Origin of the sequence: Streptomyces sp. NPDC006134, assembly GCF_040628835.1 — a bacterium.
Classification (GTDB): domain Bacteria; phylum Actinomycetota; class Actinomycetes; order Streptomycetales; family Streptomycetaceae; genus Streptomyces.
In genome coordinates, this window is sequence record NZ_JBEXTV010000011.1 from 112,966 (window position 1) to 138,161 (window position 25,196).

The 25,196-nt window shown below is 73.9% G+C and carries 22 protein-coding genes and 1 pseudogene; 15 read left to right on the forward strand and 8 right to left on the reverse strand.

Annotated elements, in window-relative coordinates:
• Positions 1-57: 57 nt before the first annotated feature.
• The 3 genes from ABZ340_RS10000 to ABZ340_RS10010 are packed head-to-tail and all read right to left on the reverse strand — an operon-like array spanning position 58 to position 3,285.
• Positions 58-1,008, reverse strand: coding sequence for a carbohydrate ABC transporter permease (locus ABZ340_RS10000; protein ID WP_358781260.1), 951 nt, complete (start codon positions 1,006-1,008; stop codon positions 58-60).
• A 4-nt stretch (positions 1,009-1,012) separates the two neighbouring features.
• Positions 1,013-1,954 carry a sugar ABC transporter permease gene (locus tag ABZ340_RS10005; protein WP_358781261.1) on the reverse strand — a complete coding sequence of 314 codons (942 nt, stop codon included), beginning with the start codon at positions 1,952-1,954 and terminating at the stop codon, positions 1,013-1,015.
• Complete coding sequence (locus ABZ340_RS10010; RefSeq protein ID WP_358781262.1) at positions 1,951-3,285, reverse strand: extracellular solute-binding protein; 1,335 nt, start codon at positions 3,283-3,285, stop codon at positions 1,951-1,953. The genes ABZ340_RS10005 and ABZ340_RS10010 overlap by 4 nt, the downstream gene beginning before the upstream one ends.
• Before the next feature lie 172 nt (positions 3,286-3,457).
• On the opposite strand from ABZ340_RS10010, the gene ABZ340_RS10015 reads away from it, so the two are divergent.
• Entirely contained in the window at positions 3,458-4,468 is a 1,011-nt protein-coding gene (locus tag ABZ340_RS10015) for a LacI family DNA-binding transcriptional regulator (protein ID WP_358781263.1), read from the forward strand.
• A gap of 243 nt (positions 4,469-4,711) precedes the next feature.
• Here ABZ340_RS10015 and ABZ340_RS10020 read toward each other — a convergent pair whose 3' ends face one another.
• A complete protein-coding gene (locus ABZ340_RS10020; protein ID WP_358781300.1) occupies positions 4,712-5,377 on the reverse strand; it encodes a hypothetical protein in 666 nt (221 codons plus the stop codon).
• Between the two features lie 451 nt (positions 5,378-5,828).
• Here ABZ340_RS10020 and ABZ340_RS10025 point away from each other — a divergent pair, with 451 nt between their 5' ends.
• Entirely contained in the window at positions 5,829-6,053 is a 225-nt protein-coding gene (locus tag ABZ340_RS10025; RefSeq protein ID WP_358781264.1) for a hypothetical protein, read from the forward strand.
• Here the strand turns inward: ABZ340_RS10025 and dapA are convergent.
• The gene (dapA, locus tag ABZ340_RS10030; protein ID WP_358781301.1) at positions 6,038-6,985 is read right to left on the reverse strand and encodes a 4-hydroxy-tetrahydrodipicolinate synthase; all 948 of its coding nucleotides are present in this window, start codon (positions 6,983-6,985) and stop codon (positions 6,038-6,040) included. The genes ABZ340_RS10025 and dapA overlap by 16 nt on opposite strands.
• 213 nt (positions 6,986-7,198) lie before the next feature.
• Here dapA and lipB point away from each other — a divergent pair, with 213 nt between their 5' ends.
• From lipB to ABZ340_RS10050, 4 genes are all read left to right on the forward strand, one after another.
• A complete protein-coding gene (lipB, locus tag ABZ340_RS10035) occupies positions 7,199-7,855 on the forward strand; it encodes a lipoyl(octanoyl) transferase LipB (RefSeq protein ID WP_358781265.1) in 657 nt (218 codons plus the stop codon).
• A 123-nt stretch (positions 7,856-7,978) separates the two neighbouring features.
• Positions 7,979-8,398 (forward strand): phage holin family protein, encoded by a 420-nt coding sequence (locus ABZ340_RS10040; protein ID WP_358781266.1) that lies wholly within the window; start codon positions 7,979-7,981, stop codon positions 8,396-8,398.
• Between the two features lie 44 nt (positions 8,399-8,442).
• Entirely contained in the window at positions 8,443-8,847 is a 405-nt protein-coding gene (locus ABZ340_RS10045; protein ID WP_358781302.1) for a DUF3618 domain-containing protein, read from the forward strand.
• Positions 8,848-9,073: 226 nt separating this feature from the next.
• Complete coding sequence (locus tag ABZ340_RS10050; protein WP_358781267.1) at positions 9,074-9,778, forward strand: antibiotic biosynthesis monooxygenase; 705 nt, start codon at positions 9,074-9,076, stop codon at positions 9,776-9,778.
• A gap of 22 nt (positions 9,779-9,800) precedes the next feature.
• Here ABZ340_RS10050 and ABZ340_RS10055 read toward each other — a convergent pair whose 3' ends face one another.
• The gene (locus tag ABZ340_RS10055; RefSeq protein ID WP_358781268.1) at positions 9,801-11,627 is read right to left on the reverse strand and encodes an endonuclease/exonuclease/phosphatase family protein; all 1,827 of its coding nucleotides are present in this window, start codon (positions 11,625-11,627) and stop codon (positions 9,801-9,803) included.
• A 416-nt stretch (positions 11,628-12,043) separates the two neighbouring features.
• Here ABZ340_RS10055 and ABZ340_RS10060 point away from each other — a divergent pair, with 416 nt between their 5' ends.
• The 3 genes from ABZ340_RS10060 (at position 12,044) to ABZ340_RS10070 (ending at position 15,942) form a co-directional block, all read left to right on the forward strand.
• Complete coding sequence (locus tag ABZ340_RS10060; protein WP_358781269.1) at positions 12,044-13,492, forward strand: hypothetical protein; 1,449 nt, start codon at positions 12,044-12,046, stop codon at positions 13,490-13,492.
• 258 nt (positions 13,493-13,750) lie between these two features.
• Positions 13,751-15,202, forward strand: a complete 1,452-nt coding sequence (locus tag ABZ340_RS10065; protein ID WP_358781270.1) for an alkaline phosphatase PhoX — start codon at positions 13,751-13,753, stop codon at positions 15,200-15,202.
• A 161-nt stretch (positions 15,203-15,363) separates the two neighbouring features.
• Positions 15,364-15,942, forward strand: coding sequence for a helix-turn-helix domain-containing protein (locus tag ABZ340_RS10070; RefSeq protein WP_358781271.1), 579 nt, complete (start codon positions 15,364-15,366; stop codon positions 15,940-15,942).
• Positions 15,943-16,250: 308 nt separating this feature from the next.
• Here ABZ340_RS10070 and ABZ340_RS10075 read toward each other — a convergent pair whose 3' ends face one another.
• The gene (locus ABZ340_RS10075; protein WP_358781303.1) at positions 16,251-17,474 is read right to left on the reverse strand and encodes a TerD family protein; all 1,224 of its coding nucleotides are present in this window, start codon (positions 17,472-17,474) and stop codon (positions 16,251-16,253) included.
• 252 nt (positions 17,475-17,726) lie between these two features.
• Complete coding sequence (locus tag ABZ340_RS10080) at positions 17,727-18,536, reverse strand: NAD(P)-dependent oxidoreductase (RefSeq protein ID WP_358781272.1); 810 nt, start codon at positions 18,534-18,536, stop codon at positions 17,727-17,729.
• 239 nt (positions 18,537-18,775) lie between these two features.
• Here ABZ340_RS10080 and ABZ340_RS10085 point away from each other — a divergent pair, with 239 nt between their 5' ends.
• The 6 genes and pseudogenes from ABZ340_RS10085 to araD all read left to right on the forward strand — a co-directional run bounded on the left by ABZ340_RS10085 (position 18,776) and on the right by araD (position 25,179).
• Positions 18,776-19,717 (forward strand): 5-dehydro-4-deoxyglucarate dehydratase, encoded by a 942-nt coding sequence (locus tag ABZ340_RS10085; RefSeq protein ID WP_358781273.1) that lies wholly within the window; start codon positions 18,776-18,778, stop codon positions 19,715-19,717.
• Positions 19,714-20,877: a hypothetical protein gene (locus ABZ340_RS10090; protein ID WP_358781274.1), complete on the forward strand. Its 1,164-nt coding sequence runs from the start codon at positions 19,714-19,716 to the stop codon at positions 20,875-20,877. Before ABZ340_RS10085 ends, ABZ340_RS10090 begins: the two co-directional genes overlap by 4 nt.
• Before the next feature lie 321 nt (positions 20,878-21,198).
• Positions 21,199-21,384 (forward strand): annotated as a pseudogene (locus ABZ340_RS10095) (hypothetical protein); the annotation flags it as partial.
• A gap of 449 nt (positions 21,385-21,833) precedes the next feature.
• Positions 21,834-22,502, forward strand: a complete 669-nt coding sequence (locus ABZ340_RS10100; protein WP_358781275.1) for a GntR family transcriptional regulator — start codon at positions 21,834-21,836, stop codon at positions 22,500-22,502.
• Positions 22,499-23,407, forward strand: a complete 909-nt coding sequence (locus ABZ340_RS10105) for a dihydrodipicolinate synthase family protein (protein WP_358781276.1) — start codon at positions 22,499-22,501, stop codon at positions 23,405-23,407. Before ABZ340_RS10100 ends, ABZ340_RS10105 begins: the two co-directional genes overlap by 4 nt.
• Positions 23,408-23,421: 14 nt before the next feature.
• Entirely contained in the window at positions 23,422-25,179 is a 1,758-nt protein-coding gene (gene araD / locus ABZ340_RS10110; protein WP_358781304.1) for an L-arabinonate dehydratase, read from the forward strand.
• The last annotated feature ends 17 nt before the right edge of the window (positions 25,180-25,196 follow it).

Genomic DNA, 25,196 nt, shown 5'->3' on the forward strand with positions numbered 1-25,196 from the left:
GGGGTGGATGGTGGTGGAAGAGCAGGGGCAGGGACAAAGGCAGGGGTAGGGGCAGGGTTACTTCAGGCCGCTGCCCGCGATGGACTGGGTGAAGTGACGCTGGAGGCGCAGCAGGACCAGCAGGGGGATGAGGGTGAGGATCGCGGCGGCGGCGAACACCTGCCCGTAGTCGACGACGAGCTGGCCCTGGAGGGTGCTCAGCGCGATCGGGCCGAGCTGGCGGCTGGGTTCGGTGCCGATGAGCAGCGGCCACATGTACGACTGCCACTGGAAGGTGAACAGCGTCAGGCCGGCGCCGATGAGGGCGGGGCGGGACAGCGGCAGGTAGATCTTCCAGAAGACGCCCCACCAGCCGAGCCCGTCCATGCGGGCGGCCTCGACGAGTTCACGGGGCACGGCGAGGAAGAACTGCCGCAGCAGGAAGATCGCCAGGCCGTTGCCGATGCCGGGCAGCATCAGGCCGAGGTAGGTGTTCTGCAGCCCCCAGTCGCGCAGGGTGGTGGACAGCGGAATCGCGATCGCGTCGAACGGGATCATGAAGCTGAGCAGGATCACCGCGAACACCGCGCCGCGGCCGGGGAAGTCGAAGACCGACAGGGCGAAGGCGGCGGTGGCCGACAGCAGCAGACCGACGACGATCACCGCGGCGGCCACGCCGATGGAGTTGAGCACGGCCCGGCCGAAGTCGCCCTCCAGGAGGGTGACGTAGTTGTCGGGCGTGGCGTGGGTGGGGACGAAGGAGCGCCAGGTCAGCTCGTCCAGCCCGGCGAGGACCTCGTCGCCCGGCCGCAGGGAACCGGCCAGCACCCACAGCAGCGGCAGGGCGAACAGCAGGCCGATGACGGCGGCGACGACGGCGGGGGCGTGCCGCAGCGGGGCGGGCCGGCGGCGGCCGGGGGCGGGGGCGGGGAAGGGGCCTGCGGGCGGGCCGGGCGGGTCGGTCGTGGAGGCCGCCGGGGACTTGAGGGACGCGGGAGACGTGGGAGACGCGGGGGGTACGGGGGTCATGGAGTCACTCCTCGCCGCGCATCAGCCGGTACTGGACGGAGACCACCACCAGGGTGATCGCGACCAGCAGCACCACTTCGGCCTCGGCGTAGTTGATGTCGCCGACGCTGTAGGCGCGGCGGAACACGTCGTACATCATCAGGTTGGTCGACCCCTCGGGGCCGCCCTGGGTGAGCAGCTGGACCGGCGCGAACACCAGGAAGTTGGCCACGGTGTCGGCGACCAGGACGAAGGCCAGCGGGCGGCGCAGCAGGGGCAGCGTGACGCGGGTGAACCGCTGCCAGGCGGAGGCGCCGTCGACGGCGCAGGCGTCGTAGACCTCGGCGGGGATGTCCTGCAGGCCCGCGATGAGGAAGGTCATCCAGTAGCCCACGCCGACCCAGGACATCAGCACGATCAGGGACGGCAGCGCCTGTCCGGGGCTGGTGAGGAACCGCTGGTCGGGCAGGCCGAGGGTGTGCAGCAGGGCGTTGAGGGGGCCTTCGGGCCGGTACAGGATGCTCCAGATGACCGCCGAGACGGCGGGCGGCACGGCGATCGGCAGGAACACCAGCGAGCGCCAGAACCGGGCGCCGGCGAAGCGCCGGTTGAAGAAGACGGCGAGCGCGAGGGCCGCGGCGACCTGGAGTGGGTTGATGATCAGGCTGAAGACCAGGGTGACCCGGACACTGTCCCGGAACTGCGGGTCGCGGAACAGGTCGGCGTAGTTGTCCAGGCCGACGAAGCGGGTGACGCCGTCGGTGAGGCTGTGGTGGTGCAGGCTGTCGACGACGGCCATGCCGGCGGGCAGCAGCCGCAGTACCACCAGGGCGAGGACGGCGGGGGCCAGGAAGCACAGCGCCGGTTTGAGGTGCGAGGTCCGCCGGGAGGGAGCCGCGGAGGCCGTGGCGGCGGGCCGGGCGGAGGCACGCGCGGAGGCACGTGCGGGGGTGCGGGGTGGGGTCATCGCAGGCGCTCCCAGGTGCGGACCAGTTCGTCCGCCGCGTCGGCCAGCCGGGCCTCGGCGGGCGAGCCGTTGCGGATGTCGGAGAAGGCGGAACCCATGACCGTCTCGAACTGGGTGTATCCGATGCTGCGGGGGCGGCTGACGGCGGTGTGGGCCAGTTCGTGGCGCATGATCCGGGGCACGCCCTCGGTGGCGCGGGTGGCGTGGCGTTCGAGGTCGGCGGTGTAGCGGTCGAACGCCGCGCGGTTGGCGGGGATGAGCGGGGAGACGGCGACGGAGGCGAGATTGCCCTCGGGGTCGAGGGAGGCGAACTCGACGAACCGGCGGGCCTCGTCGGGACGGGCGCTGTACGGGTTGACGCCGAGCGACCAGGAGCCCGTCGGGGTCACGGGCCGGCCGTCGGCGAAGTACGGCAGCGGCGCGACGCCCCAGTCGAGGTCCCGTACGGCGGCGAACTCGTTGAGCTTGGAGGGGCCGCCGACGAAGAAGGCCGTCTTGCCGGTGCTGAACAGCGAGGAGGTCTGGGCCTGGGTGACGGCGCGGGGTGCGAGGCCGTCGGCGAAGAGGCGGCCGTACCAGGTCATGGCGCGGATCCAGCCGTCGGTGGTGACGGCCGGGGTGAGCATGTCGTCGCCGGTGATGCCGGAGCCGCCGCCCAGGCCCTCCACGAGCGGCTGGAGGCAGTAGTACGACTGGATCTGCTCCAGGACCAGGGCGTGGACGGCGCCGGCGCGGTCCTGGGCGCGGCGGCCGGCCTCGGTGACCTCCTCCCACGTCCACCGGTCGGCGGGGTCGGCGCCGGGCGCGCGGACACCGGCGGCGGCGAGCAGCCGGGCGTTGTAGAAGAGGTACTGGGTCGACGTCCACAGCGGCAGCGACCACAGGCGCCCGTCCCAGGAACTGGCGCCGTACTGCTCCTCGCTGACGGCGGCGCGGGCCCGGGCGCCGGTGCCGGGGCGGGCGGCGTCGAGGTCGGTGAGGAAGCCGCGGGCGGCGAGCGCCGGGACGCGCGGCTGGTCGGCGAAGTAGACGTCGATGGCGCTGTCCCGCGCGGTCAGCCGCAGCTGGAGGACGTCGCTGAGCTGGGTGGGCGGGATGGCGGTGTAGGCCACCCGGGCCCGCGGCCGGGCCGCGCGGAAGGCGTCGGTCAACGGCCGCAGGCTTTCCGGGGTGTTGGGGCCGAGGAAGCGGAGGGAGGCGGTGCCGTCGGCGGTGCCGCCGCCCGAGCAGCCGGCCAGCGCCGCGCCGCCGGCGACGGCGAGGGCGGCTCCCAGCAGCCCTCTGCGGCTGAGGCGGCCCGCGGACGGGCCGGAGGGGGGAGGAGAGGCCATGACGTTTCCAAATCGTTTTGCAGCGCGTGGCGCTGAAAAGCACAGGTGTGGGCTGGACGGCCCCCGGCGACGGTGCGGAGCCCGGGCAGCACGTTACAAAACGTTTTGCGTTTTGGGTAGAGTGCGGGGACGGGGCGGTGGCGGGCGCCGCCCGGTGGGTGACGGAGGCGGGATGCGGCAGAAGGGCCGGGCCACCATCGTGGACGTGGCGGCGGAGGCGGGGGTGAGCGTCACGACGGTGTCGCACGTGCTCAGCGGACGCCGGCCGGTGTCGGCGGCCACCCGCGCCCGGGTGGAGGACGTCGTCCGGCGCCTCGGGTACCAGGCCGACCCGTCGGCGCGCGGGCTGCGCACGCAGCGCACCCGCCTGCTGGGCCTGGTGGTGCCGGACATCACCAACCCGTTCAACGCCGAACTGGCCGCGGGGCTCCAGGAGGCGGCGCTCGCCCGGGACTACCTGACGGTGGTGTGCGAGACCCCGAAGGAGCCGTCCCGGGTCCGCGCGGTGATGCGGCAGCTCACCGCGCGCCGGATCGACGGCCTGGTGCTGGGCCGGTACGCCACCGGCGAAGGGGTCCTGGATCCGCTGCTGGCGACCGGCGCGCCCGTGGTGCGGCTGGGCGGCCGGCTGGACGCGGGCCCCGGCGACGTGGTGCACGCCGCCGAGACCGAGGGGATGCGGGACCTGGTACGGCACCTGGTGCGGGACCGCGGCTACCGGCGGATCGGCTTCATCGGCGGCGCGCGGGGCGCGGAACCGGGCGGCGAACGCCACCGCGGCTACCGGGAGGCGCTGGCCGAGGCCGGCCTCGCGGTGCCCGAGGAACTGGTCGCGTGGACGGACTTCACCCGCGAGGGCGGCCGGGCGGGCGCGGCCCGGCTGCTGGCCGCCGCCGAACCGCCGGACGCGATCGTCTGCGCCAACGACCTCATCGCGATCGGCGCCCTCGACACGGCACGGGCCTCGGGCCTGCCGGTGCCCGGCCGGGTGGCGATCACCGGCTACGACGACATCGAGGCGGCGGCGCTCGTCTCCCCCGCGCTGACCACGGTGCTGAACCCGGCGCGGGAGATCGGGCGGACGGCGGCCCGCCTCCTGGCGGACCGCCTCGACGGGGAGGACCGCGGACCGGCCAGGGAACTGCTGCTGGCGCACCGGCTGGTGCGGCGCGAGTCCGCCTGACCCGGCGCGGCGGCGGGGAGGAGCGGTGTTGGCCGCGTACTGCGGTGGCGGTGGCGGGGCTCGGTGGCGGTGGCGGTGGCGGTGACGGGGCTCGGTGGCGGTGGCGGGGCTCGGTGGCGGTGGCGGCGACGGGGCTCGGTGTCGGAGCGCGGTGACGGGGCGCGGGAACGGTGACGGGGCGGGAAGCGGACGTCCCCGGTACCGGCGTGATGTGCGCGGGTACCGGGGACGTCCGGGCCGGCGTCAGGCTTCCAGGCTGTAGAGGGTGAACTCCTCCCAGGAACCGGAGACCTCGGTGGAGCGGGCGCGCAGGACGTACTGGAGCGAGCCGGTGTAGCCGTTCTCCATGGCGACGAAGAGGCCGTTCAGCGTGGACTGGAGGGCGAAGCGGTCCAGCTCCTCGTTGTAGTACACGATGAACCGCTCCCAGCCGCCCACGCTGGTGGAGCGGGCGCGCAGCACGTTCTGTGCACTGCCGGTGTAGTTCTTCTCGACCGCCACATAGAGGTTGTTCGCGAGAGACCTCAGGGCGTACGTCTGGGTGGTCTCGTCCCATTCGAAGGCGAAGCCTTCCCAGGAACCGCCGAATTCGAGGGAACGGGCCCGCAGAACGCCGGTGTTCGGGGCCGCGTAGCTCTTCTCGGTGGCGACGAACCGGTTGTTGCGGGCCGACTGCATGGCCATCAGCTCGGGCTCCGCGGCCAGGGCGGAGGCGTCGTCACCGGGGGCGGGCGCCGCCTGCCGGGTGGTCTTCTCCTCGCCTATCCGCGCCAGTTCGGCGCCGTCCACCGCCTCCCACCCGGCGGGCACGGCGGCCGGCCGGTCGGCCTGCGGGGCGGCTTGGGCCACGGGCACGGTCAGCGCGGAGGCCGCCAGCAGGGCGCTCAGGGACACCAGGACGGAGGTCATGCGTCGCACAGGTCTTCCTCACTTTTCGACAAACGGATTTCGAGGGGTGGGGTTTTGTGTGCGCGGCTGTGCCGTCCCGAATTCGTCCGCACCCCCGGAAACTGCGGTCGGCGCCCCTCCCCGGGCGCTTCGGCAGGCGCTGCACCACTTGGCGAAGCCGGGCAAGCGTAACGTCTGTGACGTGATTTCCGGCAGTGATTTCATGGCGCTTCGGGGAATCTTGGAAAGGGTCGCGCTGTATTTCTGATTCCGCTGTTTTCCGTTAAGACCGGCGAAACTCTTCGTTCTCGTCGCGGCCGTGAAGCGGTTCTCGTCGCGGACGCGACACGCCCCGGCCGTCCGGGCTGTCCGGGCCGGGGCGTGACCTTCCGGTGGTTCTGACAGATGAACAGGTGGACGCAGAGTCCGATCAGACGCCGAACCGACGAAACGAGGGCCGGAGATGCCTGACATGACGAACGAGCGGGCGAGGACCGTGGCGCGTTGGCTGACCGGGGCGGGTGCCGCGGCGGTGATGTGCTGGCTCCCGGCGGGGGCCGCGCACGCCGACGAGACGAACACGGCCTCGCACAACGGCCCCCGGGTGGGGCTGATCAACACCGGCCAGGTCGACGACCCGATGGAGGACGTGCTGGAGCACACGCTGCTCTTCGGTGACGGTTACGCCTGGAACTGACCCTCTTCGGAGGAGGCGAGGAACTCCTCGTACACCGCCCGCAGTCCGTCGGCCGTCTCCCGGCCGGCGGGCCGCAGGGGCGGGCGGACCGGGCCCGCGGGCAGGCCCAGGGCGGTGAGGAGGCTCTTGGCGGTGACCGTGCCGGGCAGGCCGACCGCCATCATCCGCTCGATCAGCGGTGTGGCCCGCTGCTGGAGCCGGGCGGCCCGGGCCGTGTCGCCCGCGTCGAACGCGTCCAGGACGGCGCGCATCCCGGCCGGGGCGACGTTGGCGACCGTGCTGACGTACCCCGCGGCGCCGATCGCGTACAGGGCGAGGTTGTGCTCGTCGCAGCCCGCGTAGTACGCCAGCTCCGTGCGGGACAGCACCTTCTGGGTGCCGAGCAGGTCGTAGGAGCAGTCCTTGACCGCCACGATCCTCGGGTGCCCGGCGAGGCGCAGGATCGTGCCGGGTGCGATGCGGACGCCGGTGCGGGCCGGGATGTCGTACAGCATCAGCGGCAGGCCGCAGGCGTCCGCGACCTGCCGGAAGTGGGCCTCCAGCGCGTCCTGCGGGGGTCTGCTGTAGTACGGCGCGACCACCAGCAGCCCGTCCGCGCCGGCCTTCTCGGCCGCCAGCGCCAGCTCCATGGTGTGCCGGGTGTCAAAGGTGCCGACACCGGCCACGATCGTGGCACGGTCGCCGACCGCCTCCCGCACCGCCCGGACGAGCGCGGCCTTCTCGGCGTCGGTCGTGGTGGGCGACTCGCCCGTGGTGCCGGACAGCACCAGGCCGTCGCAGCCCCGCTCCACCAGGTGGGCGGCGAGACGCGCGGCGCCGTCGGGGTCGAGGGCGCCCGTCTCGGTGAAGGGCGTGACCATGGCGCAGAGCGTGCGGCCGAAAGGAGGGGGTGAAGGGCGGTCGGGGGGAGAGGACTCGGAGGGAGAGGGCAGGGGGCGGGCCGAGGGCGGGGGCAGGGGGTTGCCCGGGGAAGGGAGCAGGGGGTTGCCAGGGGAAGGGGGTGGAGGGGTGTCCGGGGAAGGGGACAGAGGGTCGTGCGAGGAGGGAGGCAGGGAGCGGTCCGTCGTCATGGGAGTAGTCTCGACAGAAGGATCTTGTAGCTCCACTTAAATCTTCTACGACGTATGGATAAGGGGTGCTTCAGCATGGGGGGTAGCGCAAGCGGCGCGGGCGGCATCGAGCGGCTCGATCTGGGCGAGGTGCCCTATCAGGACGCGGTCGAGGAGATGGCCGGCTGGGTCGAGCAGCGGCGCGCCGGGCGGATCCGGGACCGGCTGGCGCTGCTCACCCATCCGCCCGTCATCACCTACGGCTCCCGCACCCCGCCCGCCGAGCTCCCCGCCGCCTCGGACATCCCGCTGGTCCCCGTCGACCGCGGCGGCCAGGCCACCTACCACGGCCCCGGCCAGCTCATCGGCTACCTGGTGCTGAACCTGCGCGAGCGCGGGCCCGGCGACATCGTGCGCTGGGTGGAGAACGGACTGATCGAGGCGTGTGCCGCGCTCGGCTTCGAGACGGTGCGGCGGGACACCCCGCCCGGTGCCCAGTCGCTGGTCGGCGTGTGGACGCCCGACGGGCGCAAGCTGGTCTCCATCGGCATGCGGATCCGCGGCGGTGTCACCAGCCACGGTTTCGCCCTCAACATCACCTCGGACCTCGTGGAGTTCACCCGCTTCGTCGCGTGCGGACTGCCCGACGTCGCGATGACCTCGCTCGCCGAGCTGGCGGCGGAGGCGGGGCGCCCCGCGCCGACCGAGAAAGAGGTCCGGGACGCGGTGGCGGAGGCGCTGGGCGCGCGGTAGGCCGCCCGGCGCGGTGGCAGGGCGCGTGGGCGCGGCGTGCCCGGGGCGGCGCGGGGGCGGGGAGGGGTAGCGGGGGCCGGTCCGGGTACCCGGGTGTCCCGAACCGAGAGGAGGCGGAACACCGTGACCGGGACCACAGCACCCAGGCCCGTCCACGACGGGCACCACTCCGTGGGCGAACTGGTGGGTCAGGCCAGCGAACAGCTCTCCCGGCTCGTACGTCAGGAAGTGGCCCTCGCCAAGGAGGAACTGGCCGAGAAGGGGAAGCGCGCCGGACGCGGCGGCGGGATGCTCGGCGCCGCGGGCGCCGTCGCCTACGTCGGTCTGTTCGCCCTGGCCGGCACGGCCGTCGCCGCTCTCTCGCTGGCGCTGCCCGTCTGGGCCGCGGCGCTCATCGTGACGGCGGTGCTGTTCGCGGTCGCGGGCCTGCTCGCCGTGGCCGGACGCGCCCAGCTCCGGCGTGCCGCACCCCCCACGCCCGAGACGACCCTCGGCAGTGTCAGGGCCGACGTGGAGGAGATCAGGGAAAGGGCGCATCGATGACGGACCCGATGGACCCGACAGGACGGATGGACCGGACGGGGCGGATGGACCGGACAGGGCGGGCAGGGCAGGCGGCCGGCGGGGCCAAGGGCCCCGACGAACTGCGGCGGCAGATCGAACAGACCCGCCACGAACTCGGCGACACCGTCGAGGAGCTGGCGGGCAAGGCGGACGTGAAGGGCCGGGCCAAGGCGCGGGCCGCCGACCTGAAGGACAGGGCCGGGGCGATGACCGTGCAACTGCGCAGCAGCGCCGCCCAGGCCGGGCACGCGGTGCAGGAACGGGCGAGCCGGGCGAGCCACACCGTGGAGCACAAGGCGCCGGGACCGGTCCGCGACGTGGTGCGGGCCGGGCGCAGGCACCCGGGCCCGGTCCTGCTCGCGGGCGCGGCGGCGGGCGCCGTGGTCGCGGCGGGCGTGCTGCGGCGGCGGCACAACGGGCACCGCTGATCCGGTCGGCGGGAAAGCGAAGGGGCCTCTGCGCGGCGAGTGCCAGGGGCCCCTTCTGCACGCCCTCACCCCCTGACAGCGCCGGTGTCGGCACCGGTTCCGGTTCGAGTTGCGAACTCCGGTCGCCCGGACCGGAGTCCGGAGACTTGACCTCAAGCATGGTCGAGGTCGAAGAGTGGGCGTGTGGCCGACGGCCACCTTCGAACACCGACTTCCGGAGGCCGGCATGACCCGCCGTACCGCAGTCACCGCAGCACATCCCGATCTCACCCGCGCGGACGCCGCGGCGCCCTTCTTCAGCACCTGGCGCGTGGGGACCCCCGAGCGGCAGCGGCAGACCGTCGAGGCGATCGCCCGCACCTGGCAGCGCCGCCCCTGGCCCGCCGGGGACCTGCGGTCGTACCACGTCTACAGCGGGCACGACGGAGAGACGCTCATGCACCACGCGCAGTGGGCGAGCGAGCAGGCGTACGAGTCCTTCGCGAAGACGCACCGGCAGGAGCGCGTCGACGAGATCGACACGGCGGTGCCGGGCATCGAGCGGCTGGGGCTCGGCCGCTACCGGCACCACCGCAGCCGCGAGCGCGCCGCCGGTGACGACCGCGTCCCCGGCCTGATCGTGACGGTGCGGATCGACTTCGAGCCCGCGGCGGCCGGGCGGCGCGCGGACTGGATCGACCTCGTGCTCAAGGCGCTCGCCGACGAGCCGGCGGAGCACCGCGGCCTGATCGCCGCCCACTTCCACCTGAGCGCCGACGGCGGTCACGTCCTCAACTACGCCGAGTGGGAGAGCGCCCGCGCCTACGACGACGCCCTCGCCGCGGACGCCGGCCCGGCGGCGGAGCTGTGGGAGCGGGTGCGGACGTACCCGGGTGTGAAGGGCTTCACCGGCAGCCGGTACGACCACGCCCTGGGCCTCGTGCCCGCCTGAACCCGCTCCCCGGCCCGGCCCGTCAGGGGCGGAACCGCAGCACCTGCGGGTCGTGGTCGCTGATCTGGTCGTGGAACTCGGCGTTCAGGTGCACGCTGTCGTACTCCAGCCCGTCGCCGCGCCGGATCGACGGGCTGACCAGGATCTGGTCCAGGGCCTGGCTGTTGCCCTGGTAGACGTACGAGTAACGCTCGCTCGGCGGCAGCGACTTGACCGCCGACCACAGCTCGCCGTCGCCCTCCAGGATCCGGGTGGTCGTGGAGAACTCGAAGTCGTTGATGTCACCGAGCACGACGACGTCCGCGTTCTTCTGGACGTCGAGGATCTCCTTGACGAAGGCGTGGACGGCCTTCGCCTGGAGGTGGCGCTGGGTCTCCGAACTCCGCGCCGGCGGCTGGTACTGGGAGGTCAGGCCCTGGTCGCCGCCCTTGGAGTTGAAGTGGTTGGCGACGACGACGACCGTCCGGCCACGGAAGACGAACTCGCCGGCCAGCGGCTTGCGGCTGTTGGCCCAGGCCGGGTCCGCCGGGTCGATCCGGCCGGGGGAGACGGTCAGGGCCGCCTTGCCGCGCACCCTCGTCACCCCGGTCGCGGTGGTCGCGTCGCCGCCGGGGCGATCGGTGAAGGAGACCCGCCCGGGGTTGAACAGGAACACCTGGCGGATGTTGCCGCCCGGCTCGCCGCCGTCGGCCTTGTCGGCCGGGTCGACGGAGCGCCAGTCGTAGCGCGGGCCGCCCGCCGCGGCGATCGCGTCGATGAGCCGGGCCATCGTCTCGTCGGCGGCCACCGTGCCGTCGTCCGTGGCGCCGTTGTTGTCCTGGATCTCCTCCAGGGACACGATGTCCGGCGAGGAGAGGTGGCGCACGATCGCGTCGGCGTGCGCGGCGAAGGTGTCGTCGGACGGGTCGAGGTTCTCGACGTTGTACGTCGCCACCGCCAGTTCGCCGCCGCGCTGCGGGCGCGTCGTCTCGCGCTCCAGGCCGCCGCCGGTCAGGGTGCCGAGCTCGCGGGCGACGAGGGTGTAGCCGCCGTACTGGTTGTAGTCCAGCGGGCCGGTGGTGGCGCCGGCGAGGGTGTCGCCCACGTTCGCCTTCGGGAAGTCGGCGGCCCGGCCGAGGGACTGGATCTGGAGCCGGCCCGTGTTCTGGGCGTCGTAGGAGCCGTAGACGGTGCCGCCGCGCCGGTTGCGGTGTTCGTCCGGCTTCACCGTCACCCACAGCTCGGTGTACGGGTCGGTGGCGCCCACCACGCGCACGTCGGCGACGGAGACGTTCATGCCCTCCCAGGACTCGTAGCGGTCCAGGGCGTACCGGTCCGGACGGAGGGGGAGGCCGTTGACCGAGCCCTTCGCGGCGGGGTCGCCGTCGGGCGCGTACCGGCCGGGCACGGCGGCGGCGTCTACGGTCACCGGGGCCGGGACCGCGTTGCCGCCCGAGACCACGGTGACCGTGGGGCGGGTGATCTCGGTCAGCGACTGGTTCCCCGAGGAGGTGCCGCCGGGCACGTACTCCGTCACCGTGCCGGAGACGGTGACCGCGTCGCCGACGGCGGCCTTCGGGGTGGAGGACGTGAAGACGAACACGCCCTCGCTGGTGGCCGGGTCGGCGTCCGGGGACGGGTCCTGCATCCAGAAGCCTCTGGAGGAGCCGTAGGTGCGCACGCCGGTGACGATTCCGGTCACCCCCGTGACCTGCCGGCCGGCGTACGGGGATATGCGGGTGGTGCCCTGGATGTCGTGGATGCGCACGGAATCGGCGTGCGCGGGCGCGCTGAGGACGACGGTGGACGCGGCGGAACAGACGGCGGCGACGGTGAGCGCGGCCAGCCGCGCGGACGACTTGCTCGGCAAGGGATCCCTCCGGGGACGTGACGGAACGCCGGGTCGAGGGCGGAACGGAGGACGGAACGGATGGTGGAGCAGGAGGGAACCGTGGGACGCGCGTGGTCACGTGTGCGCGGTGAGGCGTGCAGGGAGTGCGGACGGCGTGAGGAACACGTGTCCTACGGCTCTACGCGCGTCAATCTCCTGCCTGGCCAAGCCCGTTGTCAAGGTTTCGGCCATGTACGGCGGCCGTCGGGCAGATGAACCGGGCGGCATGGGGCGAAACCCGTCTAGGCTGAGCGGTTGAGCCGTGCGGCCCGGTGGGCGCACGGCGTACCAGGTGGTCGTACGCACCTCCCAGGTGGCCGTACGAATTTTCCAGACGGGCGTACGGCCTACGTGGCGGGCGTACGGCCTTCGAGGCGCGCTAGGAGAAACAGCCGATGTCAGACAGCTCCCCCCTGCCGCCGGTGCGGTTGCACGCCGAAGCGGAGCTGGCCCGCGACGCGCTGTCCACGCCGTTGCTCTCCCGGGCCGCGCGGCTGGCCCGCTGGGCCGGGCCGGACACCCGGGTCGACGCCGGGGGCGGACTCGTCGACGAGCAGCTTCCGGCGGCGGCCGAGGCGCTCGGGCTGAGCGGGGACGACGCCGCGGCGTACGCGAGCGAGGCCTGGCGGGTCGCCGTGGACACCGGGCTGGTGGAGATCGTCGACGAGGAGAAGGGCACCGTCGCGGCGGGCGCGGACCTCGCGCTGCTCACCGGCGGCTCGCCCCACGACGTGCTCCAGGTGTGGCTCGGCGCCCTGGAGACGGCGCTCGCCGACGCGAGCGTGCCCGACCTGGGCGAGATCGTCGACGCGATGGCCGAGGGCGGCGAGGTCGACCTGTCGGCCCTGGACTTCGATCCGGAGGGCGAGGCGGAGTTCCTCGACGGGGTGCTCGGCAACCTGTACCTCCTCACCGTCGACGAGGACGGCCCCGGCGGCGGTCCGGTGCCGCTGCCCGCGCTGGCCGCGTCGGTGCTGGTGCCCGACGACATGGCCGAGCCCACCGACGACGTGCTCCAGCAGGTGTCCGACGCGATGATGCGGCTGGACGAGCAGTTCCGGCTGCTGGAGCCGGCCGGTCTCGTGGAGTACACGCCGGTCGACGAGGCCCTCCTGGCGGAAGGCGAGGGCGAGGGCGGGGACACGGCCGACGGGCCCGTGACGACCGGCGACGACATGGACGTCACCCGCTACGGCATGGTCCGGCTCACCCCGCTCGGGCTGTACGGGCTGCGGGCCCGGCTGCTGGAGGCCGGCTTCGCCGCGCCCGCGGTCGGCGACCTCGCGGACAAGGGCGCCGACGCGCTGCTCGACGGGACCGCCGCGTTCGGGCCGGCGGCGGCGCAGGCCGAGACCGAGCAGTGGCTCGCCCGCCGGGAACCCCTCGCCGCCGCACGCGAGCTGCTGGCGGCGGCGCGCGGCTCGGACGCCGGGGCCCCGCTGCGGCGGCTGTGCTGCCAGCAGGCGCTGTCCCTGGTCGGCGCCGACGCCGAACCCGCCCTGCGGGAGGTCCTCGACGACGCCGAGCTGGGCGGGCTGGCCCGGGTGTGGCTCACCGAGCACGGCGCCCGGGACGTGCCCGCGCCGTCGGAGGCGATGGTCTTCTGGCTCACCATCGACACGGTGGCCGCCCAGCTCGCCGCCGAGGGCAACTCGGAGGAGCTGCGGGCCCTGGTGGAGGGGCTGGCCCGGCAGCACAGCGGCTTCTTCGACACGGCCTGGCGGGTGGGCCATCCGGCCACCGCGGACGTCCTGGAGGCGATGGGGCGGCTGCACCCCGACAAGAAGATCGCCAAGGAGGCCCGGAAGGCGGCCTTCAAGGCCCGGTCCCAGCGGGCGGGCTGAGACGCGCGGCTGGTGGTCCGCGCTCCCGCTCCGCGTCCCCGCTCCGCGTCCCCGCTCCGCGTCCCCGCTCCGCGTCCTTGCCGCCGACGGGGTGCGGGGCGCGGGGCGCGGGACCGGTGGGTGGGCGGGCGTGGATTCACGCAAGCGGGACCGGTGACGTCCCGTGGAGTTCAACCGGCGTTCAGGCACGGGCGCGACGGTGACGGCGTAGCCAGGCCCGCCACCCTCCACGGCTCGCCCACCGTCACAGGAGACACCATGTCGCTCACCCGCAGGGACTTCGCCAGACGATCCGCGGTCACCGGTGCCGGCATCGCGCTGGCGGGCAGCGTCGGCGCCCTCGCCTCCGCCCCGAACGCGCTGGCGTCCACGGACACCGAGAGCGTGGGGGAGGAGCCGGCGGACCGGCACGGCGGCGGCGTCGGCTACGGCCCGCTCGTCCCCGACCCGGACGGCGTCCTCGCCCTGCCCGCCGGGTTCACGTACCGGATCCTCACCCACAGCGGCCGGACGACCCTGGAGTCGGGCGAGTACACGCCCTCGAACCACGACGGCACGGCCGCCTTCGACGGCCCCCGCGGCACCACCCTCCTCGTCAACAACCACGAACTGGGCGGCCCCCGCTCCCGCTGGGCCCACCCCGTGCCGCTCACCGAGGGCCTGGTCTACGACCCGGCGGCCGCCGGCGGCTGCACGGTCGTCGAGGTCCGTCCCGGCGGTCACGTCGCCGAGTGGGTCGGCATCGCCGGCACCTCCACCAACTGCGCGGGCGGCAGCACCCCGTGGGGAACCTGGCTGACCTGCGAGGAGACCGAGGACAAGGCCGGCTCCAACGGCATGACCAAGGACCACGGCTACGTCTTCGAGGTCGACCCCGCCGACCGCCGCGCCAACCGCGGCCCGAAGCCGGTCAAGGCGCTGGGCCGCTACGCCCACGAGGCCGTCGTCGTCGACCCCAAGCGGGGCCACCTCTACCTCACCGAGGACGCCTCGAACCCCAATGGCCTGCTGTACCGCTGGACCCCGCCGGAGGGCTTCCGGCACGGCCGCGGCCGGCTGCGCGCCCTCGCCGACGACGCGGGACGCCTCCAGGCGTTCAAGTGCTTCGACTCCGGCGGCCGGTTCGTCGACGACCTCTCCCGCGCCACGAAGACCGGCACCGTCTACGGCGTCGACTGGATCGACGTACCCGACCGCGACGCGCGGACGGTGTCCGTCCGCAAGCAGTTCACCGGCGGGCAGATCACCCGCGCCCGCAAGCTGGAGGGCATGTGGTGGGGTGACGGCGGGGCGTACATCGTCTCCTCCTACGCCCGCGCCGAGAGCCCGGGCGCCGCACACGACGGCCAGGTCTGGTTCTACGACCCCAAGCGCCGCACCCTCACCCTGAAGGTCCTCCTCGGCGTCAACCCCGACCCTTCCCGGGACGGCGCCTTCGACGGCCCGGACAACATCACCGTCTCCCCCTACGGCGGTCTCGTCATCGCCGAGGACGGCGACGGCGTCCAGCATCTGCTCGGGGCCACCGACAGCGGCCGGACCTATCCGATCGCCCGCAACGAGCTGAACGTCGGCACGGAGGAGGAGCCCGCGTACAGCGAGTTCGCCGGCGTCACCTTCTCGCCCGACGGGAAGACCCTCTTCGCCAACATCCAGACGCCCGGCATCCTGCTCGCCATCACGGGGCCCTGGAAGCGGCAGCGGCGCTGAGGGCGCACGCGGCACGCCGCATCCGCGCCTTCTGCGCCTTCCGCGTTTCCCGCGCCTTCTGCGCCTTTCGCGCTTCCCGCACCGCCCGTGCGACCGGGACGGCCGCCGTTCCCCGCCCGATACGATGCGGAGAGCGGCCCCGGTTGGCGAGGAGTGACGGGATGACGCGGGTCAGGCCCATGCGCGCGGACGCCCGGCGCAATCACGAGCGATTGCTGGAGGTGGCCGCCGAGGCCTTCGCCGAGCACGGGGAAGGCGCGTCGCTGGACGACATCGCCAAGCGGGCGGGGGTCGGCTCCGGCACGCTGTACCGGCACTTCCCGACCCGCCGGGCGCTGCTGGAGGCCGTGTACCTGGACCGGATCGAGGCGATCGCGGCGCGTGCCGGCGTCCTCGCGGCCCAGCGGCCGCCGGGCGAGGCGCTGGTGGAGTGGCTGAACGAACTCGCCGCCGGGATGATCCAGGTCCGCGGGCTGAGGGCGCTGCTGGGGCCGGCCGTCGCGGACGGCGGCCCGGCGGCCGGCACCGCGTGCGGTGACGCGGTCAAGGGCGCGGCGGCCCGGCTGGTCGGGGCGGCCCAGGCGGCGGGGGCGCTGCGGCGGGACGTCGAGCCGGTGGAGGTGCTGCGGCTGGTCCACGGGGTGGCGACCGCGTCGGAGCTGGCGGACGGGGAGGGGAAGGCCATCCGCCGGTACCTGTCGCTGCTGACGGAGGGGCTGCGGGCGGGGGCGGAGGGCTGACCGCCGGGCGCTCCCGGGCCGGGTCGGGAGCGTTCAGGCTGGGCCGGGTGATCTTCGGCGGGGTCGGGTGCCCCCGGGGCGGGTCGGGTGCCTTTGGGCTGGGCGGGGTGTTCTTCGGCCGGGTCGGGTGCCTTGAGGCTGGGCCGGGTGATCTTCGGCGGGGTCGGGTGCCCCCGGGGCGGGCCGGGTGCCCTCGGGTCGGGCCGGGTGCCCTCGGGCTGGGCCGGGTGCTCTTCGGCCGGGACGGATGCCCTCTGGCCGGGCCGGGCGCCCCCGGGGCGGGGGCGCCCTCGGAGTCGTACGCGCCGTTACAGCGCCTGGGCCGCCGGCTTCACCATGCCGCGCACGGTGCGGGACTTCACGAACTCGCCCATCGCCGTCATCTCCCACTCGCCGGAGAACTGGCGGATCAGCTTGGCCATCATCACGCCGGTCTGCGGCTCGGCGTTGGTGAGGTCGAAGCGGACCAGTTCCTCGCCGGTCGCGGCGTCCAGCAGGCGGCAGTACGCCTTGGCGACCTGCGTGAACTTCTGGCCGGAGAAGGAGTTGACGGTGAAGACCAGGCCGGTGACGTCCTGCGGGAGGCGGCCGAGGTCGACGGTGATCACCTCGTCGTCGCCGCCGCCCTCGCCCGTGAGGTTGTCACCGGAGTGCTTGATCGCGCCGTTCACGATCTGGAGCTTGCCGAAGTAGCAGCTGTCGATGTGGTTGCGCTGCGGGCCGTAGGCGATGACGGAGGCGTCCAGGTCGATGTCCTTGCCGCGGTAGGCAGGCTCCCAGCCGAGGCCCATCTTGACCTGCGAGAGCAGCGGCCGGCCGCCCTTGACGAGGGAGACGGTCTGGTTCTTCTGGAGGCTGACGCGGCCCTTGTCCAGGTTGATCTTCCCGGTGCCGGGGGCGGGCGCGGCCGGGGCCGGCGGGGCCTGGGGGGTCACCGGGGACTGCGCGGCGGCCGGCGGGGCGACCGGCGGCGAGGTGACCGGCTGCGGGGGCGTCACCGGCTGGGCCGGGGCGGCCGGCTGCTGGGCGGGGGCGGCCGGTTCCTCCACCGTCACGCCGAAGTCGGTGGCGATGCCCGCGAGGCCGTTGGCGTAGCCCTGGCCGACCGCGCGGGCCTTCCACTGGCCGTTGCGCAGGTAGATCTCCACGATCACCAGGGCCGTCTCGGTGCCGAGCTGCGGGGGCGTGAACGTGGCCAGGACGGAGTTGTCGTCCGCGTTGCGCAGGGTGGCGGTCGGTTCGATGCCCTGGAAGGTCTGGCCGGGGGCGTCGGGGCTGGCGGTGACGACGATCTTCTCGATGCCCGGGGGCAGGGCGGCGGTGTCCACCGTGATGGCGTCCGGGGCGGTGCCGCCGCCGGAGCGGTAGGTCACGCCCGGGCCGGCGGGCTGGTTGTAGAAGATGAAGTCGTCGTCGGAGCGCACCTTGCCGTCGGCGGTGAGCAGCAGGCCCGATACGTCGAGCCGCACCGGGGCGGCGACGTCCACCGTCACGCGGGTGACGGGGAGAGGGATGTTCGAGCCGGGGGTCATAGCTGTCATGCCACGAGTAACGAGTGAGCTCGTTTTACCGTTCCCTTACCGGACCCGTTCGGCCGTTCGGCCGTCCGGTGGGCGTCCGGTCTCCGGTGGGTGTCCGGACCTTGGTGGGCATTCGGGTCCCGGCGGGCGTCCGGACCTCGGTGGGTGTCCGGGTCCCGGTGCGTGTCCGGGTCCCGGTGGGTGTCCGGGTCCCGGTGGGTGTCCGGGTCCCGGCGGGCGTCCGCAGGGGGCGGGTGGCCCCGCTCAGTACGGCCAGATCGGCGGGTCGGTCACGAAGTGGCCGCCCAGGCAGGCGTGCGCCGGGTCGTCCGGGTCGAGTTCGCCCTGCTCGGCGACGAGCTTGGCGGCGTACGGCTCGGAGTCGTCCTGCGGGTCGTAGCCGAGCGCCCGCGCGGAGGACAGGTCCCACCACAGCCGGGTGTTGGCGGAGGAGCCGTAGACGACGGTGTGGCCGACGTTCTCGGCGGTCAGGGCGGCGTGGAAGAGGCGGGCGCCGTCGGCGGGGCTCATCCACATCGAGAGCATGCGCACGCTGGTCGGCTCGGGGAAGCAGGAGCCGATGCGCACGGAGACGGTCTCCAGGCCGTGCTTGTCCCAGTAGAGCTGAGCGAGGTCCTCGCCGAAGGACTTCGACAGGCCGTAGAAGGTGTCGGGGCGGCGCGGGGTCTCGACGGGGACGAGGGGGTCGTCGCCCTGCGGGCGGGGGGTGTAGCCGACGGCGTGGTTGGAGGAGGCGAAGACGATGCGGCGCACTCCCTCCTCGCGGGCGGCCTCGTAGAGGTGGTAGGTGCCCTCGATGTTCGCCTTCAGGATCTTCTCGAAGGAGGCTTCCAGGGAGATGCCCGCCAGGTGGATGATCGCGTCGACGCCCCGGACCGCCTCGCGTACGGCGTCCCGGTCGGCGAGGTCGGCGGTGATCGCGTCCGGCTCGCCCTCGACCGGCCGCACGTCGAACAGGCGCAACGCGTAGCCGTAGGAGGGGAGCAGGTCCCGCATCAGGGTGCCGAGGCCGCCGGCGGCGCCGGTGAGCAGAACGGTGCGGGGAGCGGGCATCCTCGGTCTCCTTGCATCCACGGCCGTACACATGGACGTACGGCATTCATATTCTTGGGCACGCTAAGGAGCGGGGGCGCCGCCCGTCAAGTATCCGGTGCGAGCGGGGATTTCACTGGTGTGGTGCGGGAGGTGCGCTTGACCGGCCCTCGGGGGGCCGCTTAGCGTGGCGGCGTTCAGAAATATGGACGCTGATCATAAACATAGAAGCGGATCATGGACATGGAATGGGAGAGCCCGTGACGTCATCCCCTCTCGCCGCCCGGCTCACCGTCCCCACGGGCCCGCTGTTCTTCCCTGTCACCGCGTACGGCCCGGGCGGCGCGGTCGACCTCGACGCCTACCGCGCGCACGTGCGCCGCGGCGTGGAGGCGGACGCCGCGGCCGTCTTCGCCTGCTGCGGCACCGGGGAGTTCCACGCGCTGACGCCGGAGGAGTTCCAGGAGTGCGTCCGGGCGGCCGTGGAGGCGGCCGGGGGCCGGGTGCCGGTCGTCGCGGGCGCCGGGTACGGCACCGCGCTCGCGGTGCGCTACGCGCGGCTCGCCGAGGAGGCCGGGGCGGACGGCCTGCTCGCCATGCCGCCGTACCTCGTGGCGGCCGGGCAGGAGGGACTGCTGCGGCACTACACGGAGATCGCCGCCGCGACCTCGCTGCCGGTGATCGTCTACCAGCGGGACAACGCGGTGTTCACCCCGGACACGGTCGTCGCGCTGGCCCGCACGGACGGGATCGTCGGCCTCAAGGACGGCCTCGGCGACCTCGGCCTGATGCAGCGGACCGTCAGCGCCGTCCGCGCGGAAGTCCCCGGCGACTTCCTGTACTTCAACGGGCTGCCGACCGCCGAGCAGACCCAGCTCGCCTACCGCGCCCTCGGCGTCACGCTCTACTCCTCCGCCGTGTTCTGCTTCGCCCCCGAGATCGCCCTCGCCTTCCACCGGGCGCTGCGGACCGGCGACGACGCCACCGCGCGCCGCCTGCTGGACGGCTTCTACGGGCCCTTCTGCGACCTGCGCGCCCAGGGGGCCGGTTACGCCGTCTCCCTGGTGAAGGCCGGGGTACGGCTGCGGGGCCTGGAGGTGGGGGAGGTGCGTCCGCCGCTGCACGAACCCGCCGACGAGCACGTCAAGCAACTCGCCCGGATCATCGAGCGCGGGTACGCGCTGCTGGAGGAGGACCGGTGAAGGCATCGGCGTTCGTCTACCCCTGGGACGTCAACGGCGACCCCGGGGCACCCGAGCGGCTCGCCTCTCTCGGCGTACGGCAGGCGACCCTCGCCGCCGCCTACCACTCCACGCGCGCGCTGACCCCCCGCCACCCCCGCCACCGGATCGTCACCGCCGAGCACGCCGCCGTGCTCTACCGGCCCGACGGCCGCTGGACGGGGCGGACCCTGCGCCCGTACGAGGCGGGCGACTGGGCCCCGGGAGACGCCTACGGCGAGGCCGCCGCCGCGCTCGCCGGGGCCGGCCTGGAGGTCCACACCTGGGTCGTGCTCGCGCACAACTCCCGCCTGGGCGCCGAGCACCCGGACACCTCGGTCGTCAACGCCTACGGCGACCGCTACCCGTGGGCGCCGTGCGTCGCGCAGCCCGCCACGCGCGCGTACCTCGTCGACCTGGCCGCCGAGGCGGCGGTACGGCCCGGGGCGCGCGGCACCGAACTGGAGTCCCTCGGCTGGTACGGGCTGGCCCACCTGCACGCCCACGACAAGACCGGCGGCGTCGGACTCGGCGACGCCGGGCAGTACCTGATGTCGCTGTGCTTCTGCCCGGCCTGCCGGGAGGGGTACGGGGAGCAGGGCCTGGACGCCGACGGGCTGGCGGCGGCCGTGCGGGCCGCGCTGGAGCCGGTGTGGCGGGGAGCGCCGTCGGACGGGGGCTGGGCCGGGGTGGAGAAGCTGCTCGGCGAGGCGCGGGCGAACGCCACGCGCGCGTGGCGGGACGCCACCGCCCGCACCCTCCAGGAGGCGGCCGTCGCCGCCGTCCGCGCCGCCGCGCCCGACGGCTTCCAGGTGCTGCTGCACGCCGACCCGGTGTCGTACCACTGCGGCGCCAACGCCGGCGTCGACCCCGCGCACATCCTGTCCGTCGCGGACGGGGTCGTCGTGCCCTGCACGGGCGGCGCGGGCCTGCTCACGCCGTTCGCCGAGCAGGGGCGTGCGGGGGCCGTCCTCGCCGCCAACTTCACCGTCGTCTCCGGCATGGGCGGCAGCCCCGGCACCCTCGCGGCGGACGCGGCGAAGGCGCGGGAACTCGGCGCGACGGAACTGCGGCTGTACCACGCCGGGCTGGCGTCGGACGGGGACCTGGAGGCGGTGCGGGCGGCACTCGCCGGGAGCTGACGCGGGACCGGCCCGCCGGCCCCGGCGGCGGTGCCCGGTCACCGCAAGGCGGCGGGCGTCCGGCAGGCCCGCCGCCACCTGATCGGCGCCCTGGGCGGCGTACGGCACTCCGGCGTACGCGGGGGAGCGGCCGAGCGCCGTCCACCACCGCGTACGCCGTCGCGCCGTACGCCGCCCGCACCCGGTGTCGCCGCGTCGCCCGCGAGGACCGGCGGACGCGGCCGGGGCGCCCCCGCAGACACCGGCCGCCCTCCGCGCGGCGCACTCCTTCCTCGCCGCCTCCGCCGACGGCCCCGGCACTACCGAGGCGCACGGGCCCGCGTGTCCTTCCTCGCCGCCTCCGCGGACGCCCCGGACCGCGGCGGCGTCTCCGGCCCGGCCGTGCCGGTCCCGGCCGGCGCCCCGCTGCCGGAGCGGGCGGTCGGGCCGGGCGGACGCGATCCGGGGTGGACGCCGGTCCCGGCGCCTTCGCGGAGTTGCGGCGGCACATCAGTCCGGCGCGAGTGAGCCCGTTCTTGGTCCCGCGTCTGCGCGTGGTCCCTGGTCCCGTCCTGGTCCCGTCCTGGTCCCGGCGGTGTCCGGGCCGGTGTACGGCGGGTTCGCCCCGCCCGCACCCCTCGACGGCACGCATCGCTAAGGCGAACAGATCCCTTGCGCACCCGAGAGCGCCGGGCGCGCCGCCCGGGCCGTCGCGGTGCCCGGCGGGCCGTGCGGCGCCGTGCGCGCGGGGCGTGCCCGCCGGGTCCGGGCGCCGGCTTGGCCGAGCGGCAACCTCAACTTCCTTTGCCGGAAGCATTGACGAAACACAGCGCCGCTCCTACCTTCAACGCGTCGTACTTCGTACGTCATATATGAGACGCGATACGCGAGATCCGATACGTGAGATCGGATACGCGGCGTCCGGCACGAGTCCCGACCACGCGGTCCATCCCGGACGCGAGACCCGAGAGGCGCGCATGACCTCCGTCCCCACGCCGATCCCCTCCCGCACGCAGTACGTGCTGGAGGAGATCAAACGCCGCATCCTCACCGGGCGGTTGACACCGGGTCAGGCCCTGGTCGAGACCGAGCTCGCCGCACAGTTCGGGGTGTCCAAGACCCCGGTGCGCGAGGCGCTCAAGACCCTGGCCGGCACCGGACTGGTCGTGATGAGCCAGTACAAGGGCGTCACGGTGCGGATGGTGGACGCGGACATGGCGCACGAGGTCTACGACGTGCGGCTGCTCCTGGAGCCCGAGGCGCTCCGGCGCGCCGTGCGCCGCGGGGCCTCCCTGGACGCCGCGCGCGACGCGCTGACGCGGGCCGACGAGGCCGACGACACCGCCGAACGGTCCCTGGCCAACCGCGAGTTCCACCGCGCCCTGTACCTGCCGTGCGGCAACCCGCTGCTCGGCCGGATGCTCGACGAGGTCCGCGACCAGGCGGCCCTCGTCTCCGCCGTCGCCTGGGCCGCCGACCCCTCCTGGGAGCAGGAGGCGGCCGAGCACCGGGAGATCCTGCGGCTGGCCCTCGCCGGTGACGCGGACGGCGCGGCGAGCGCCCTGCACGCGCACATCGCGTCGTTCGTCGAGCGGGCCTTCCCCGAGGCGGGCACCGCGACCCAGGGAGAGGACGGTCAGGCATGACAACGACGTTCGAGGGCCAGCGGGCGGCCCTGGCCGACGTGGTGGCAATCCCGGTGACCCCGTTCGCCGAGGACGGCTCCGTCGACGCCGCCACCCACCGGGCCCTGCTGCGCCGTCTGCTGGACGCCGGCATCACCACCCTCACCCCCAACGGCAACACCGGCGAGTTCTACGCCCTCACCCCCGCCGAGCGCCGCCTGGTCACCGAGCTGACCGTGGAGGAGGCCGGCGGCCGGGCGGCGATCCTGGTGGGCGTCGGCCACGACGTGCCCACCGCCGTCGCCTCCGCCCGGCACGCCCGCGAGCTGGGCGCGCAGATGGTGATGGTCCACCAGCCCGCCCACCCCTACGTCTCCCAGGCCGGCTGGGTCGACTACCACCGCGCCATCGCCGAGGCCGTGCCCGAGCTGGGCGTCGTGCCCTACGTCCGCAACGCGCAGCTCGCCGGCGCCCGCCTGGCCGAACTCGCCGACGCCTGCCCCAACGTCATCGGCGTGAAGTACGCCGTCCCCGACGCCGCCAGGTTCGCCGCCTTCGCGCGCGACGCCGGGCTGGACCGGTTCGTGTGGGTGGCCGGGCTCGCCGAGCCGTACGCCCCCTCGTACTTCTCCGCGGGCGCCACCGGCTTCACCTCCGGGCTGGTGAACGTCGCCCCGGCCGTCTCGCTGGACATGCTCTCGGCGCTGCGCGCGGGCGACTATCCGGCCGCCATGAAGGTGTGGGAGCAGATCCGCCGCTTCGAGGAACTGCGCGCAGCCAACGGCTCCGCCAACAACGTCACCGTCGTCAAGGAGGCCCTCGCCTCGCTCGGGCTGTGCCGCCGGGAGGTCCGCCCTCCGAGCAGGCCGCTGCCCGAGAGCGAGCGCGCGGAGGTCGCCGCCATCGTCGCCGGGTGGTCCATATGACCGACACGAACGGGATGAACGGCACGCACGGCACGCACGGCACGACCGGCGGGAAGCGTCCCGAGGAGCTCAGAAGCCACCAGTGGTACGGCACGGAGGGCCTGCGCTCGTTCAGCCACCGGGCCCGCACCCGCCAGCTCGGCTACCTGCCCGAGGAGCACCTGGGCAAGCCGGTCATCGCGATCCTCAACACCTGGTCGGACATCAACCCCTGCCACGTCCACCTGCGCGACCGCGCCCAGGCCGTCAAGCGCGGGGTGTGGCAGGCGGGCGGCTTCCCGCTGGAGTTCCCGGTCTCCACGCTCAGCGAGACCTTCCAGAAGCCGACCCCGATGCTCTACCGCAACATGCTCGCGATGGAGACCGAGGAGCTGCTGCGGTCCTACCCGGTCGACGGGGCCGTCCTGATGGGCGGCTGCGACAAGTCCACGCCCGCCCTGCTCATGGGCGCCGCCTCCGTCGACCTGCCCACCGTCTTCGTCCCGGCCGGGCCCATGCTGCCGGGGCACTGGCGGGGCGAGACCCTCGGCTCCGGCACCGACATGTGGAAGTACTGGGACGACAAGCGGGCCGGTCTCATCGGCGACTGCGAGATGCAGGAGCTGGAGAGCGGCCTGGCGCGCTCGCCCGGCCACTGCATGACGATGGGCACGGCCTCCACGCTGACCGCCGCCGCCGAGGCGCTCGGGGTGACCGTGCCCGGCGCCTCCAGCATCCCGGCCGTCGACTCCGGGCACGACCGGATGGCCGCGCGGGCCGGGATGACCGCCGTCGGCCTGGTCCACCAGGACCGCAGGCTGTCGCGGATCCTCACCCGGGACGCCTTCGAGGACGCGGTCACCACCGTGCTCGGCCTCGGCGGCTCCACCAACGCCGTCATCCACCTGATCGCCATGGCCGGCCGGGCGGGCGTCACCCTGACCCTGGACGACTTCGACCGGCTCGCCCGCAGGGTCCCGGTGCTGGCCAACGTCCGGCCGGGCGGGCGGAAGTACCTCATGGAGGACTTCCACTTCGCCGGCGGCCTGCCCGGGTTCCTCTCCCGCATCCCCGACCTGCTCCACCTGGACCGGCCCACGGTCTGCCACGACACGCTGCGCGAGCAGCTGGCCGGGGCCCTCGTCCACGACGACGACGTGATCCGGACCCGGGACAACCCGGTCGCCGCCGAGGGCGGGGTCGCCGTGCTGCGCGGCAACCTGTGCCCGGACGGCGCCGTCATCAAGCACATCGCCGCCGAGCCGCACCTGCTCAAGCACACCGGTCCGGCCGTCGTCTTCGACGACTACAAGACCATGCAGCGCACCATCAACGACCCGTCCCTGGACATCACCGCGGACAGCGTCCTGGTGCTGCGCAACGCCGGCCCCAAGGGCGGCCCGGGCATGCCCGAGTACGGGATGCTGCCGATCCCCGACCACCTGCTGAAGCAGGGGGTGCGGGACATGGTGCGCATCTCCGACGCCCGGATGAGCGGCACGAGCTACGGCGCCTGCGTGCTGCACGTGGCGCCCGAGTCGTACGTCGGCGGGCCGCTGGCCCTGGTCCGCTCCGGCGACCTGATCACCCTCGACGTCCAGGCGCGCTCCCTGCACCTGCACGTGGACGACGCGGAGCTGGAGCGCCGCCGGGCCGCCTGGACGCCGCCGCCGGTGCCGTACGAGCGCGGCTACGGCGCCCTCTACCTCGACCAGATCACCCAGGCCGACACCGGCTGCGACTTCGAGTTCCTCGCCCGGCCGGGGACCGTGCAGGACCCGTACGCGGGCTGACCCCGCCACCCCCTCGT